This window comes from Pseudomonas sp. 05N434 (assembly GCF_056396965.1).
Genome location: NZ_JBFTMK010000061.1, coordinates 1 through 13,281, shown reverse-complemented (window position 1 = coordinate 13,281; position 13,281 = coordinate 1). Strand labels below are relative to the sequence as shown.

Annotated in this window: 9 protein-coding genes; 7 read left to right on the top strand and 2 right to left on the bottom strand. The window is 61.3% G+C overall.

The window, feature by feature from the left end:
• Together AC1DLB_RS06580 and AC1DLB_RS06575 are read right to left on the bottom strand one after the other, a co-directional pair.
• Positions 1-3,151: sensor domain-containing protein (locus AC1DLB_RS06580; RefSeq protein ID WP_477784764.1), on the bottom strand; the 3,151-nt coding region annotated here is incomplete at its 3' end.
• A gap of 83 nt (positions 3,152-3,234) precedes the next feature.
• On the bottom strand, positions 3,235-4,125 hold the full coding sequence (locus AC1DLB_RS06575; RefSeq protein WP_018928099.1) for a LysR family transcriptional regulator: 891 nt from the start codon (positions 4,123-4,125) through the stop codon (positions 3,235-3,237).
• A gap of 159 nt (positions 4,126-4,284) precedes the next feature.
• Between AC1DLB_RS06575 and leuC the strand changes: the two genes are divergently transcribed.
• The 7 genes from leuC to AC1DLB_RS06540 all read left to right on the top strand — a co-directional run.
• On the top strand, positions 4,285-5,703 hold the full coding sequence (gene leuC, locus AC1DLB_RS06570; RefSeq protein WP_018928098.1) for a 3-isopropylmalate dehydratase large subunit: 1,419 nt from the start codon (positions 4,285-4,287) through the stop codon (positions 5,701-5,703).
• A gap of 11 nt (positions 5,704-5,714) precedes the next feature.
• The gene (leuD, locus tag AC1DLB_RS06565; RefSeq protein ID WP_018928097.1) at positions 5,715-6,359 is read left to right on the top strand and encodes a 3-isopropylmalate dehydratase small subunit; all 645 of its coding nucleotides are present in this window, start codon (positions 5,715-5,717) and stop codon (positions 6,357-6,359) included.
• An 87-nt stretch (positions 6,360-6,446) separates the two neighbouring features.
• Positions 6,447-7,208, top strand: coding sequence for a class I SAM-dependent methyltransferase (locus AC1DLB_RS06560; protein ID WP_477784763.1), 762 nt, complete (start codon positions 6,447-6,449; stop codon positions 7,206-7,208).
• A gap of 57 nt (positions 7,209-7,265) precedes the next feature.
• Positions 7,266-8,348, top strand: a complete 1,083-nt coding sequence (leuB, locus tag AC1DLB_RS06555) for a 3-isopropylmalate dehydrogenase (protein WP_007935187.1) — start codon at positions 7,266-7,268, stop codon at positions 8,346-8,348.
• Between the two features lie 68 nt (positions 8,349-8,416).
• Positions 8,417-9,529 (top strand): aspartate-semialdehyde dehydrogenase, encoded by a 1,113-nt coding sequence (asd, locus tag AC1DLB_RS06550; protein WP_477784762.1) that lies wholly within the window; start codon positions 8,417-8,419, stop codon positions 9,527-9,529.
• A 276-nt stretch (positions 9,530-9,805) separates the two neighbouring features.
• Positions 9,806-10,816: an aspartate-semialdehyde dehydrogenase gene (locus AC1DLB_RS06545; RefSeq protein WP_477744434.1), complete on the top strand. Its 1,011-nt coding sequence runs from the start codon at positions 9,806-9,808 to the stop codon at positions 10,814-10,816.
• 208 nt (positions 10,817-11,024) lie between these two features.
• Positions 11,025-13,281, top strand: a 2,257-nt coding sequence (locus AC1DLB_RS06540) for a type IV pilus assembly protein FimV (RefSeq protein WP_477784761.1), incomplete at its 3' end; no start/stop codon positions are given.

The window sequence follows — 13,281 nt, the reverse complement described above, 5'->3', positions numbered from 1 at the left end:
CTTCCAGTTCCAGGCTGCGGGCCATGGCGACGATGGCGCGAATGATTTCGGCATCGTTGGGGTCGGTGGTGGCGTCGCGGACGAATGACTGGTCGATTTTCAGGGTGTCGACCGGCAGGCGCTTGAGGTAGGTCAGCGAGGAGTAACCGGTACCGAAATCGTCCATGGCAAAGCTCACGCCGAGTTTTTTCAGGCGTCGCATTTTGCTGATGGTGTCGTCCAGGTTCTGGATGACGATGCCTTCGGTGATTTCCAGTTTCAGCAACGAGCAGGGCAGGTCGTGGCTGCCGAGGCTGTGCTCGATGCGTTCGACGAAGTCGTTCTGACGGAATTGCCGCGGGCTGATATTCACGCACAGGCTGAAATTGAGCGGGTCGATCAGGCCTTTRGCGATCAGGCGTTTGAAGGCCGCACAAGCTTCGTCGAGGATCCATGTGCCGACTTCCAGAATCAGCCCGCTGTCTTCCAGCACCTTGATGAACTCGGTCGGCGATTGCGCGCCCAGTTGCGGATGGTGCCAGCGCACCAGGGCTTCGGCGCCGGTAATGCGGTTGTTGCGGGCGTCCACCTGAGGCTGGTATTGCACGCTGAACTCACCCCGGGAAAGGGCCAGGCGCAGGTCGGTTTCCATGCGCAGGCGTTCGCTGGCGGCCTTCTGCATGGTGTTGTGATACATCTGCGTGGTGTTGCGGCCCGAGTCCTTGGCGCGGTAGAGGGCGATATCGGCGCGCTTGAGCAGGTCGGTCGGGGTCGAGCCGTGGTCGGGGATCAGCGCGATGCCGATGCTCGGCGTCACTTGCAGGCGCTGTCCATCGAGAAACATCGGTTCGGACAGCAATTCGCGCAAGGTATCCGCCAGTTCCCGGACTTGAGCGCTGACGTCGGTGCGCGAGCCTTCCAGGCCACTGAGCAGCACCACGAACTCATCGCCGCCCAGGCGTGCGACGGTGTCTTCCATGCGTACGCTGGCTTCAAGGCGCGCGGTGATGATTTTCAGCACCGTATCGCCCACCGGGTGGCCGAGGGAGTCGTTGATGTGCTTGAAGTGGTCGAGGTCGAGGAACATCAGGGCGCCACGCAAGTTGTGGCGCTTGAGCAGGGCGATCTGCTGGCTCAGGCGGTCCATCAACAGCGCGCGGTTCGGCAGGTTGGTCAGCGGGTCGTGGTAGGCCAGGTGACGGATCTGCGCTTCGGCATTTTTCAGCAGGCTGACGTCCCGGGCGGTCAGCAGCAGGCAGGCGGTTTCGTTGAGGGTGATCGGTTCCACCGAGACTTCGACGGTCAGCAACTCGCCGCGCTTGTTGCGCCCGAGCATTTCCAGGTGGTGAACCCGGCCCTTGATCTGTAGTTCGGCCAGCAACGCCGAGCGTTGTTTCTCCTCGGCCCAGATGCCGACCTGATACACCGTGCGGCCCACCACTTCATCGGCACGGTAGCCGGTCAGGCGGCAGAAGCCGTCGTTAACCTCCAGATAGCGTCCAGTGTCGCGCTCGGTAATGGTGATGGCGTCGGGGCTTGAGTGGAAGGCCTTGGCGAACTTCTCTTCGCTGGCCTTGAGCGCCGCTTCCGAGCGTTGCTGTTGGGTGATGTCGCGCAGGGTGGTGACGATGCACGGCTGGTCGCCGACGCTGATCTGGCGGCTGGAGATCACGCAGGTCAGGGATTGCCCGTCCTTGTGTTGAACGATGATCGCCACATTGTTCAGGCCCTGTTCGCGGATGACCCGCTCGATCCTTTGCAGGCTTTTCGCCGAGGCGTCCCACAGACCGATTTCGTCGGCGCTGCGGCCGATGACGTCGGTGGTGCTCCAGCCGAACGTCTGGGTGAAACTGGAGTTGATCTCGATGAAGTGGCCGGTGTCCTGGCGCGTGACGCAGATCGGGTCGGGGCTGACCTGGAACAACGTGGCGAATTTCTCTTCCGACGCTATCAGTTGCTGTTCGCGCTCCACTTGCTCGGTGATGTCCAGCAATGTGCCGGCCATGCGCAGCGGGTTGCCGTCATCATCGCGGTAGAGTCTGGCGCGGCTTTCCAGGTAGCGCGAACTACCGTCCGGCAGCTGCACGCGGTAGGTCAGTTGATAATTGCCGGCGGGGCCTTCGCGTAAGCTGCGGTAAGCGTCGCGCATGGTGTCGCGTTCTTCACCGGGTACACCTTCGAAAAACGCATCGAAGGATTCATGGAAGGGTTTGGGCTCCAGGCCATGCAGCTGGGCGGCCCGCGCCGAGCCGTAAAGCATGCCGCTGGGGATATGCCAGTCCCAGGTGCCGAGTTGTGCTGAATCCAGGGCCAGGTCGAGGCGTTCCTGGCTGTCTTTGAGGGCGTGCTCGGCGATTTTGCGTTCGGTGGTGTCAAGGAATGTGCTCAGCAGATAGGGCTGGCCTTCGAGCTCGACCTTTTGCGCGCTGAGAATGCCGTCGTGAACCTGCCCGTTGCTGGCGCGAAATTGCACCTCCATGTTGATCAGCTCACCTTTGGCCTTGGTGGCCTTGACCAGTTCCGCCCGTTGCTCAGGGTTGACCCAAAGGCCAAGCTCCAGTGTGGTTCGGCCGATTGCATCTTGCACCGGCCAGCCGAACAGGCTTTCGAAATACTGGTTGGCTTCGCTGATCAGGCCGTCTTCCTGTCGGGTCAGCAGCACCATGTTCGGGCACAGGTGAAACAGCGTGGCGAAGCGTTTTTCCGAGCTGCTCAGCGCTTGTTCACGCTGGCGCTGGTGGGTGATTTCACGGATGACCCCGATCATTCGTGGCCGGCCGTTTTTGTCCGGTAGCAGGCTGCCGTTGATTTCCAGCCAGTGCAGGCTGCCGTCGGGCCAGCGGATGCGGTGGTGCATGGCCTGCTCCAGCGGAGCGCCGGCGATCACTGCATTGAAGGCGCGGATGGCTTTCGCCCGATCCTCCTGGGGCAGCAGGTCGAGGTATTCCRGATCCTCGGGCAACGGTTGCCGGGGATCGAAGCCGAACAACGCCTGAGTACCCCGTGACCAGCTGATCTGCCCGCGCTCGATGTCCCAATACCAGGCGCCCAGTCGGGCACCATTGAGGGCCGCGAGCAACTGTGGGGCGCTTTCCCAGCTCTGCTCGGACCGTTTTGGGTCAATTGCCTGAATTCGCGGCATTGGCGGCATACGTTCAACAGATTTGGGCATGGATGACAGGCCTTGGGCTGAATTGGGCGTTAGGCACAGGGTTTTGGGGCTCTATAGGCGTAGCACAAAAGAAGAAGCACAGCTTAGCCGCGAGTCCCTGGCTGATCGATTTGTGCATCCAGCAAAGCCATGAAGGCCTTTGCCGCGTTCGACAGCGTCCGTTCGGTGTGCAGGATATAGCCTAGCTGGCGAGTGAGCTGTATGCCCGGCAAGGGTATGCGCGCCACTTGCTCATCCAGCATGGTGCGCGGCAAAACGCTCCAGGCCAGGCCGATCGAGACCATCATCTTGATGGTCTCCAGATAATTGGTGCTCATGGCGATGTTCGGCGTCAGGCCCTGGGCCTCGAACAGGCGTTGCACGATGTGGTGGGTAAAGGTGTTGCCGCCGGGGAAAACCGCGGGGTGCAGGGCAATGTCCGCCAGGCTGACCGCACCGTTGCTGATCAGCGGATGCTCCGGGGCGGCCACGAAATCCAGCGGGTCGTCCCACACGGGCGTGGCCTTGACCAATGTGTGAGGTTCCGGTGCAAGGGTGATGACTGCCAGTTCAGCGCGGCCATGGAGGATTTCTTCGTAGGCCACTTCCGAATCGAGGAACTGAATATCCAGCGCTACCTGCGGGTAACGTCGGGTGAACTCCCTTAATAAGGGCGGCAAGCGATGCAGGCCGATGTGATGGCTGGTGGCCAATGTCAGACGACCGGTCACTTCGCCAGTCAGGTTGGTCAGGGCGCGGCGGGTGTCATCCAGTACATTGAGGATCTGATAGGCCCGTGGCAGCAAGGCGCGGCCGGCTTCGGTCAGGCCGACTTCCCGGCCCAGTCGATCGAACAGTCGCACCTTCAATTGCTGCTCCAGCCCGGCGATGCGCTTGCTGATGGCCGGTTGCGTCAGGTGCAGTCGTTCACCGGCGCCGGAGAAGCTTCCGGTCTCGGCAATCGCGATAAAGGCGTTGAGGTTGGCGAGGTCCATAATGAGGTCTCAGTGGCATTCCAGTTGGTTATGCAAAGCATAAAAAATATGAATTTGAGTTATTTAATGTAACCCCCTAGGATCGACCTCACAAGCCAAGGGGTTATTGAATTACTCAAGATCCGGGGCATAGAAACAAGCTGATGAGGAAACCGTCTGATGGCCGGCAAAACGCTCTACGACAAGCTCTGGGATTCGCATTTGGTCAAGCAGCGCGACGATGGCTCTGCGCTGATCTACATCGATCGTCACATCATCCACGAAGTGACCTCGCCGCAAGCCTTCGAAGGCCTGCGTCTGGCCGGGCGCAAGCCTTGGCGCATCGATGCCAACATCGCGACCCCGGACCACAACGTACCGACCACCCCGGAGCGCAAGGGCGGCATCGAAGCGATCGTCGACCAGGTCTCGCGTTTGCAGGTTCAGACCCTCGACGATAACTGTGACGAATACGGCATCGTCGAATTCAAGATGAATGACGTCCGCCAAGGCATCGTCCACGTCATCGGCCCGGAGCAGGGTGCCACCTTGCCGGGCATGACCGTGGTCTGCGGCGACTCCCACACCTCGACCCACGGCGCATTCGGTGCCCTGGCTCACGGTATCGGCACCTCCGAGGTCGAGCACGTGCTCGCCACTCAGTGCCTGGTCGCCAAGAAAATGAAGAACATGCTGGTGTTGGTCGAGGGCAAATTGCCGTTCGGCGTGACTGCCAAGGACATCGTCCTCGCCGTGATCGGCAAGATCGGCACCGCCGGCGGTAATGGCCACGCCATCGAATTCGCCGGTAGCGCGATTCGCGACCTGTCCGTTGAAGGCCGCATGACCATCTGCAACATGTCCATCGAAGCCGGCGCCCGTGTTGGCCTGGTGGCTGCCGACGAAAAAACCGTGGCTTACGTCAAGGGCCGTCCATTTGCTCCGAAGGGCGCGGAATGGGATTTGGCCGTCGAAGCCTGGAAAGACCTGGTCTCCGACGCCGATGCCAAGTTCGACACCATCGTCGAGCTCGATGCCTCTCAGATCAAGCCGCAAGTCAGCTGGGGCACCTCGCCTGAGATGGTGTTGGCCGTGGATCAGAACGTGCCGGATCCGGCCAAGGAAATGGACCTGGTCAAGCGCGATTCCATCGAACGCGCCTTGAAATACATGGGTTTGACCGCCAATCAGGCGATCACCGACATTCAGTTGGACCGTGTATTCATCGGCTCCTGCACCAACTCGCGGATCGAAGACCTGCGCGCCGCCGCGGTGATCGCCAAGGGCCGCAAAGTGGCTTCGACCATCAAGCAGGCCATCGTGGTGCCGGGTTCGGGGCTGGTGAAGGCTCAGGCCGAATCCGAAGGCCTGGACAAGATTTTTATCGAGGCCGGTTTTGAATGGCGTGAGCCTGGCTGCTCGATGTGCCTGGCGATGAACCCGGACCGTTTGGAGTCGGGCGAGCATTGCGCGTCGACCTCCAACCGTAACTTCGAAGGCCGTCAGGGCGCCGGTGGTCGTACCCACCTCGTCAGCCCGGCCATGGCCGCCGCCGCCGCGGTGAACGGTCGTTTCGTCGACGTCCGTGAATTGATCTAAAGGAGCGCAGCATGAAAGCTTTTACCCAGCACACTGGTCTTGTCGCGCCTTTGGATCGTGCCAACGTCGACACCGACCAGATCATCCCGAAGCAGTTCTTGAAGTCGATCAAACGCACCGGTTTCGGTCCGAACCTGTTCGATGAGTGGCGTTATCTGGACGTTGGCCAGCCGTATCAGGACAACTCCAAGCGCCCGCTGAACAAGGACTTCGTCCTCAACGCCGAGCGTTATCAAGGCGCCAGCGTGTTGCTGGCCCGCGAGAACTTCGGTTGCGGCTCCAGCCGCGAGCACGCGCCGTGGGCACTGGAAGAGTACGGTTTCCGCAGCATCATCGCGCCGAGCTACGCCGACATCTTCTTCAACAACAGCTTCAAGAACGGCTTGCTGCCGATCATCTTGAGCGACGCTGAAGTCGATGAGCTGTTCAAGCAGGTTGAAGCGAACCCGGGCTACCAGTTGCAGATCGATCTGCAGGCCCAGACCGTGACCCGTCCGGACGGCAAAGTGCTGAGTTTCGAGATCGATGCCTTCCGTAAGCACTGCCTGTTGAATGGTCTCGACGATATTGGTCTGACTTTGCAGGATCACGAGGCGATTGCCACGTTTGAAGCCAAGCACCGCGCGAGCCAGCCATGGTTGTTTCGCGACGCCTGAGATTGATCTGGAATCGATGTAATCAGGGCCGGCCTCTTCGCGGGCAGGCCCAGACAGCGCAAGGTTAAACCTAAAAAGGAAGTCCCGATGACCAGCACCGCGCAGCACAGCCAGGTAGTCCAAAAACAATTCGGTGAACAGGCCTCGGCCTATCTGAGCAGCGCCGTACACGCTCAAGGCACCGAGTTCGCGCTGCTACAGGCTGAACTGGCGGGGCAGGGCGATGCTCGGGTACTGGACCTGGGTTGCGGCGCCGGTCATGTGAGTTTTCATGTGGCCTCGCTGGTCAGGGAAGTAGTCGCTTACGACCTGTCCCAGCAGATGCTCGATGTGGTTGCCGCCGCCGCTGTCGACCGGGGTTTGAGCAATGTGACCACGGTCAACGGCGCCGCCGAGCGTCTGCCATTCGCCGATGGCGAGTTCGACTTCGTCTTCAGCCGCTATTCGGCGCACCATTGGAGCGACCTCGGTGTGGCCCTGCGCGAAGTTCGCCGGGTGYTGAAACCGGGCGGGGTGGCGGCGTTCATCGATGTGTTGTCGCCGGGCAGCCCGTTGTTCGACACTTACTTGCAAAGCGTCGAAGTGCTGCGCGACACCAGCCACGTGCGCGATTATTCTGCGGGCGAGTGGTTGCGTCAGGTCAGCGAAGCGGGGTTGCATACCCGCAGTACCACGCGTCAACGGTTGCGCCTGGAGTACACCTCCTGGGTCGAGCGCATGCGTACGCCGCAGGTGATGCGCGCGGCGATCCTCGAGTTGCAGCAATCGATGGGCAACGAGGTGCGCGAATATTTTGAGATTGAAGCCGATGGTTCGTTCAGCACCGATGTACTGGTGCTGATGGCTTAACTATAGAATTTTTCCGGGCGCACCCGCGGGTGCGCCGACTGATGACATGAGGAAAGCATGAGCAAGCAGATTCTGATTCTCCCAGGCGACGGTATTGGCCCGGAAATCATGGCCGAAGCGGTCAAGGTGCTGGAGCTGGCGAACGACAAGTACAGCCTGGGCTTCGAACTGAGCCATGACGTGATCGGTGGCGCCGCCATCGACAAGCACGGCGTGCCGCTGGCCGATGAGACCCTGGCCCGTGCACGCGCAGCCGATGCTGTGCTGCTGGGCGCCGTGGGCGGCCCGAAATGGGACACCATCGAGCGTGACATCCGCCCTGAGCGCGGTCTGCTGAAAATCCGTGCGCAACTGGGCCTGTTCGGCAACCTGCGTCCGGCGATCCTGTACCCGCAACTGGCCGAGGCTTCCAGCCTGAAGGCAGAAATCGTTGCTGGCCTGGACATCCTCATCGTCCGTGAACTGACCGGCGGTATCTATTTCGGCGCGCCACGTGGCGTGCGCGAGTTGGAAAACGGCGAGCGCCAGGCCTACGACACGCTGCCATACAGCGAAACTGAAATCCGCCGTATCGCCCGTGTCGGTTTCGACATGGCGCGCGTACGCGGCAAGAAGCTGTGCTCGGTGGACAAGGCCAACGTGCTGGCCTCCAGCCAGCTGTGGCGTGAAATCGTCGAGCAAGTGGCCAAGGACTACCCGGACGTCGAACTGAGCCACATGTACGTCGACAACGCCGCCATGCAACTGGTGCGTGCGCCGAAGCAGTTCGACGTGATCGTCACCGACAACCTGTTCGGCGACATTCTTTCCGACGAAGCGTCGATGCTCACCGGTTCCATCGGCATGCTGCCGTCGGCGTCGCTGGATGCCAACAACAAAGGCATGTACGAGCCGTGCCACGGTTCGGCGCCAGACATCGCTGGCAAGGGCATTGCCAACCCGTTGGCGACCATTTTGTCGGTGTCGATGATGCTGCGTTACAGCTTCAATCTGCAGGATGCGGCCGACGCCATCGAGAAGGCCGTGAGCCTGGTTTTGGATCAGGGTCTGCGTACGGGAGACATCTGGTCGGCTGGTTGCACCAAGGTCGGTACGCAGGAAATGGGCGACGCAGTAGTCGCCGCGCTGCGGAATCTGTAATCTCTCTGGCCCGCTGCAATTTTCAACCTTGAAAGCAGCGGCCCACTTTTCAAGAAGGTGTAGTTGCGATGAAACGTGTAGGTCTGATCGGTTGGCGCGGCATGGTCGGTTCCGTGCTCATGCAGCGGATGCTGGAAGAGCAGGATTTCGATCTTATCGAGCCGGTGTTTTTCACCACTTCCAATGTCGGTGGCCAAGGCCCGTCCRTGGGCAAGGACATTGCTCCGCTCAAGGACGCTTACAGCATTGAAGAGCTGAAAACCCTCGACGTGATTCTGACCTGCCAAGGTGGCGACTACACCAGCGAAGTGTTCCCGAAGCTGCGCGAAGCCGGCTGGCAGGGTTACTGGATCGACGCCGCTTCCAGCCTGCGCATGCAGGATGACGCGGTGATCGTGCTGGACCCGGTGAACCGCAAGGTTATCGACCAGCAGCTCGACGCGGGCACCAAGAACTACATCGGCGGCAACTGCACCGTCAGCCTGATGTTGATGGGTCTGGGCGGTCTGTTCGAAGCCGGTCTGGTGGAGTGGATGAGCGCCATGACCTATCAGGYGGCCTCCGGTGGCGGCGCGCAGCACATGCGTGAGCTGATCAAGCAAATGGGTGTGACCCACGGCGCTGTCGCCGATCAACTGGCCGATCCGGCCAGCGCCATTCTCGACATCGACCGCCGTGTTGCCGAAGCCATGCGCAGCGACGCGTACCCGACCGAAAACTTCGGCGTACCGCTGGCCGGCAGCCTGATCCCGTGGATCGACAAGGAACTGCCGAACGGCCAGAGCCGTGAAGAGTGGAAGGCCCAGGCCGAAACCAACAAGATCCTCGGTCGCTTCAAGAGCCCGATCCCGGTGGACGGCATCTGCGTGCGCATCGGCGCCATGCGTTGCCATAGCCAGGCGCTGACCATCAAGCTGAACAAAGACGTGCCGATCGCTGACATCGAAGGGCTGATCAGCCAGCACAACCCTTGGGTCAAGCTGGTGCCGAACAACCGTGAGATCAGCATGCAGGAGCTGAGCCCGACGAAAGTCACCGGCACCCTGAACGTGCCGGTCGGTCGTCTGCGCAAGCTGAACATGGGTTCGCAATTCGTCGGTGCCTTCACCGTCGGCGACCAACTGCTGTGGGGCGCGGCCGAGCCGCTGCGTCGCATGCTGCGGATCCTGCTTGAGCGTTGATCGATTGATGCAATGAAAGAACCCGTGCCTTGAAAGAGGTGCGGGTTTTTTATGCGCGCCATCCAACTTCTGTAGCAGCTGGCGAAGCCTGCGTCCGGCTGCGCAGCAGTCGTAAACCCTGCGCGCGCGGTTTGCCTGAATGATCGGGATCGCCATGACGAGGACTTCGTCCTCGAACGCAGCCTTCGGCAGCTGCTACAAGGCTTCCCCATTCATTGCCTCACCACCAACCACCCGGTAAAGTGCCGCTCCCCCCGTTTCGCCAGAGGTAGAACCATGAGCCAGTCCTTCGATATTGCCGTGATCGGCGCCACCGGTACTGTCGGCGAAACACTCGTCCAGATTCTCGAAGAACGCGACTTCCCGGTCGGCAATCTGCACCTGCTGGCGAGCAGTGAATCGGCCGGACACTCGGTGCCGTTTCGCGGCAAGAACGTGCGGGTGCGCGAAGTCGATGAGTTCGACTTCAGCAAAGTCCAGTTGGTGTTCTTCGCCGCCGGTCCGGCGGTGACCCTCAGTTTCGCCCCGCGCGCTACGGCCGCCGGTTGCTCGCTGATCGACCTGTCCGGCGCGTTGCCGGCCGATCAGGCGCCGCAAGTGGTGCCCGAGGCCAATGCTGCAATTCTTGCCGGCCTGAAAAAGCCCTTCCAGGTCAGCAGCCCAAGCCCTTCGGCGACAGCACTGGCGGTGGTGCTGGCGCCGCTGCTCGACTTGCTCGACCTGCAACGCGTCAGCCTGACGGCGTGCCTGGCGGTATCCGCCCAGGGCCGCGAAGCCGTCAGCGAGCTGGCCCGGCAAACCGCCGAACTGCTCAACGTGCGTCCGCTGGAGCCGGCTTTCTTCGATCGGCAGATGGCTTTTAACCTGTTGGCGCAAGTCGGTGCGCCCGATGCTCAGGGCCACACGTTGCTGGAAAAGCGTCTGGTGCGCGAGCTGCGTCAGGTCTTGTCGCTGCCTTTATTAAAGATTTCCGTCACTTGCATTCAAGCCCCGGTGTTTTTTGGCGATAGCTATAGCGTGACCTTGCAGTCATCGAGCGCTGTCGACCTGGCGAAAGTCAACGCGGCACTGGAAGCGGCGCCCGGTATCGAGCTGGTCGAGGCGGGCGATTACCCGACTCCGGTAGGYGATGCGGTAGGGCAGGACGTGGTTTACGTTGGTCGGGTTCGCAGCGGGATCGACGACCCGGCGGAACTTAACGTATGGCTGACGTCAGATAACGTACGCAAAGGCGCCGCGCTCAATGCTGTGCAGGTGGCTGAATTGTTGATAAAAGACCTGCTGTAAAAGATACTTGGCAACAATTTTTTCTAGTGGTTCCAGCCGAACACCATGTTTGGCTGGAATGCTTGAGGCGAGCCATCCCGCAGGGCTTTCGTCGCATGAATGAAACGATCGCGCGCGACGACCCTTCGCCGTCGCGCGCAACGCCTTACGGCAGCGGCAATCAACACCTTCTCGCTGGCCGAGGAATGTTCAAACAAAGGATGAGGCTATGGTTCAAGTTCGCAAACTGGTGTTAGCAATAGCGGCCGCCTCGGCGCTGTCCTCCGGTATGGCGCATGCCCTCGGGCTTGGGGAATTGACCCTGAAATCGACGCTGAACCAGCCTCTGGTAGCAGAAATCGAGTTGCTCGACGTCAAGGACCTCACGGCTGCCGAAGTGGTGCCGAGCCTGGCCTCGCCCGAAGATTTCGCCAAGGCCGGTGTCGATCGTCAGGCGTTCCTCAACGACCTGACTTTCACGCCGGTGCTTAACGCCAGCGGCAAAAGCATCCTGCGCATCACCTCCAGCAAACCGCTGTCCGAACCGATGGTGAAATTCCTGGTTCAGGTGATGTGGCCAAGCGGTCGTCTGCTGCGTGATTACAGCGTGCTGCTCGATCCGTCCAAATTCTCGCCGCAAACCGCCGATGCCGCCGCGCAACCGGCGCCAGCCCAGGCGGTGACCGCGCCAGTCACCGGCGCGACCAAATCCACGCAATACACCACCACGTCGCGCGATACCTTATGGGAAATCGCCGCGAAGGCGCGTAACGGTGGATCGATCCAGCAAACCATGCTGGCCATCCAGGCGCTGAACCCGGATGCCTTTATCGACGGCAACATCAACCGGCTGAAAGCCGGCCAGGTGCTGCGTCTGCCGGATCAGGTGCAAAGCGCCAGCCTGCCGCAACCCAAAGCCATCGCTGAAGTCGCGGCGCAGAACTCTGCATGGCGCCACGGTCGTCGCTATGTGGCGAAGCCTGGAAGCGGGCAGCAGCAACTCGACGCCACCAAGCGTGCTCGCGGTGACGGCGCTTCGTCGCAAATCGCCACGGACAAGCTGAGCCTGGTCTCTGCCGACACCGGCAAGGGCCGTGGCAAAGGTGCCGCCGGTGATGCGAAAGCCTTGAGCAACAAGCTGGCCGTGACCCAGGAAAGCCTCGACACGGCTCGCCGTGACAACGCTGAACTGAAAAGCCGCATGAACGACCTGCAAAGCCAGCTGGACAAGCTGCAGCGCCTGATCGAACTGAAGAATAATCAGTTGGCCAAGCTGCAAGCCGAAGGCGGCGCGGGCGCACCGGCGGCTACGACCGCTCCGGCGATGTCGGCCGAGCTGGCAGCCAGCCCGGCGGCAACACCTGTTGAAGTGACTCCGGCGGCTCCTGCGCCGGAAGTCGTTCCGGCGCCAGCCGTCGAGCCGACGCCTGTGGCGTCCGACGAGCAGAAATTCAACGAACTGCTGACCAACCCGATCCTGCTGGGTCTGGTGGGTGGCGGTGCAGTGGTTCTGCTGCTCTTGCTGCTGTTGCTGGCCCGTCGCCGCAAAGCTCAGCAAGAAGCAGAAAAACATCTGCGCATGGCCCGTGCCTTGGCTGAGGAGCAAGAGTTCTCCGCCGACCTCGACCTGCCGGAAAGCAGCTTCGAAGGTCTGGAAGTCCCGCCGCCAAGCGTGAAACTCGCGACCGCACCAACGCCTGCACCTGCACCGGCCCCGGTGATTGCCCCGGTTGTGATGACGCCACCGATCGCTGCACCGTTGGTTGCGCCTGCCGCCGAACGCTCTGACGACGTCTTGGCCCAGGCTCAGTCGCACATCGCGGCTGGTCGCCTGAATCAGGCTGCCGCGCTGCTGGAAGACGCTATCAAGCAAGAGCCGCAACGCAGCGACCTGCGCCTGAAGCTGATGGAAGTCTACGGTCAGCAGGGCGATCGCGATGCGTTCGTCGCTCAGGAGCGTCAACTGGTGGCCAACGGCGACAACTTCGCCCGGGTCGAACAGCTGAAAAGCCGCTTCCCGGCCATGGTGGTCGCGGCGGTGGGCGGTCTGGCCGCCGCAGCTGTCGCCGCCGAGCTGGACGCACAGTACGTCAAGGACCTGCTGCTGGACGAGCAGCAAGCCCCGGAACCGGCATTGGCTGACTTTGACAGTGCTTTCGATCTGAGTCTCGACGATCTGGAAGCGGCTACTCCGATCACGCCTGCGGTTGCAGTCGAGCCGGCACCGCAGCCAYAGCCTGAGCCAGAACCAGAGTCTCTGGCTGAGCTGGATGAGTTTCCGCTGGACGACGACCTGAGCTTTGAGTCGGTGTTGCAACAACAGACTGAAATCAAGGAAAGCCTCGACGACCTGTCGGACTTTGACCTGGACATGGATCTGGGCGGCGATGCTTCCCCGGAGACTCTGGCTGAAGACGACTTCCTGCTGAGCCTGGATGACGACCTCAAGGACTTGCCTGTCGCTGAAGTGCCGACCGTCACTGAGG

Coding starts and splice junctions, on each gene's coding strand:
- leuB (WP_007935187.1), top strand. CDS start 7,266: ATGAGCAAGCAGATTCTGATTCTCCCAGGCGACGGTATTGGCCCGGAA.
- leuD (WP_018928097.1), top strand. CDS start 5,715: ATGAAAGCTTTTACCCAGCACACTGGTCTTGTCGCGCCTTTGGATCGT.
- leuC (WP_018928098.1), top strand. CDS start 4,285: ATGGCCGGCAAAACGCTCTACGACAAGCTCTGGGATTCGCATTTGGTC.
- AC1DLB_RS06575 (WP_018928099.1), bottom strand. CDS start 4,125: ATGGACCTCGCCAACCTCAACGCCTTTATCGCGATTGCCGAGACCGGA.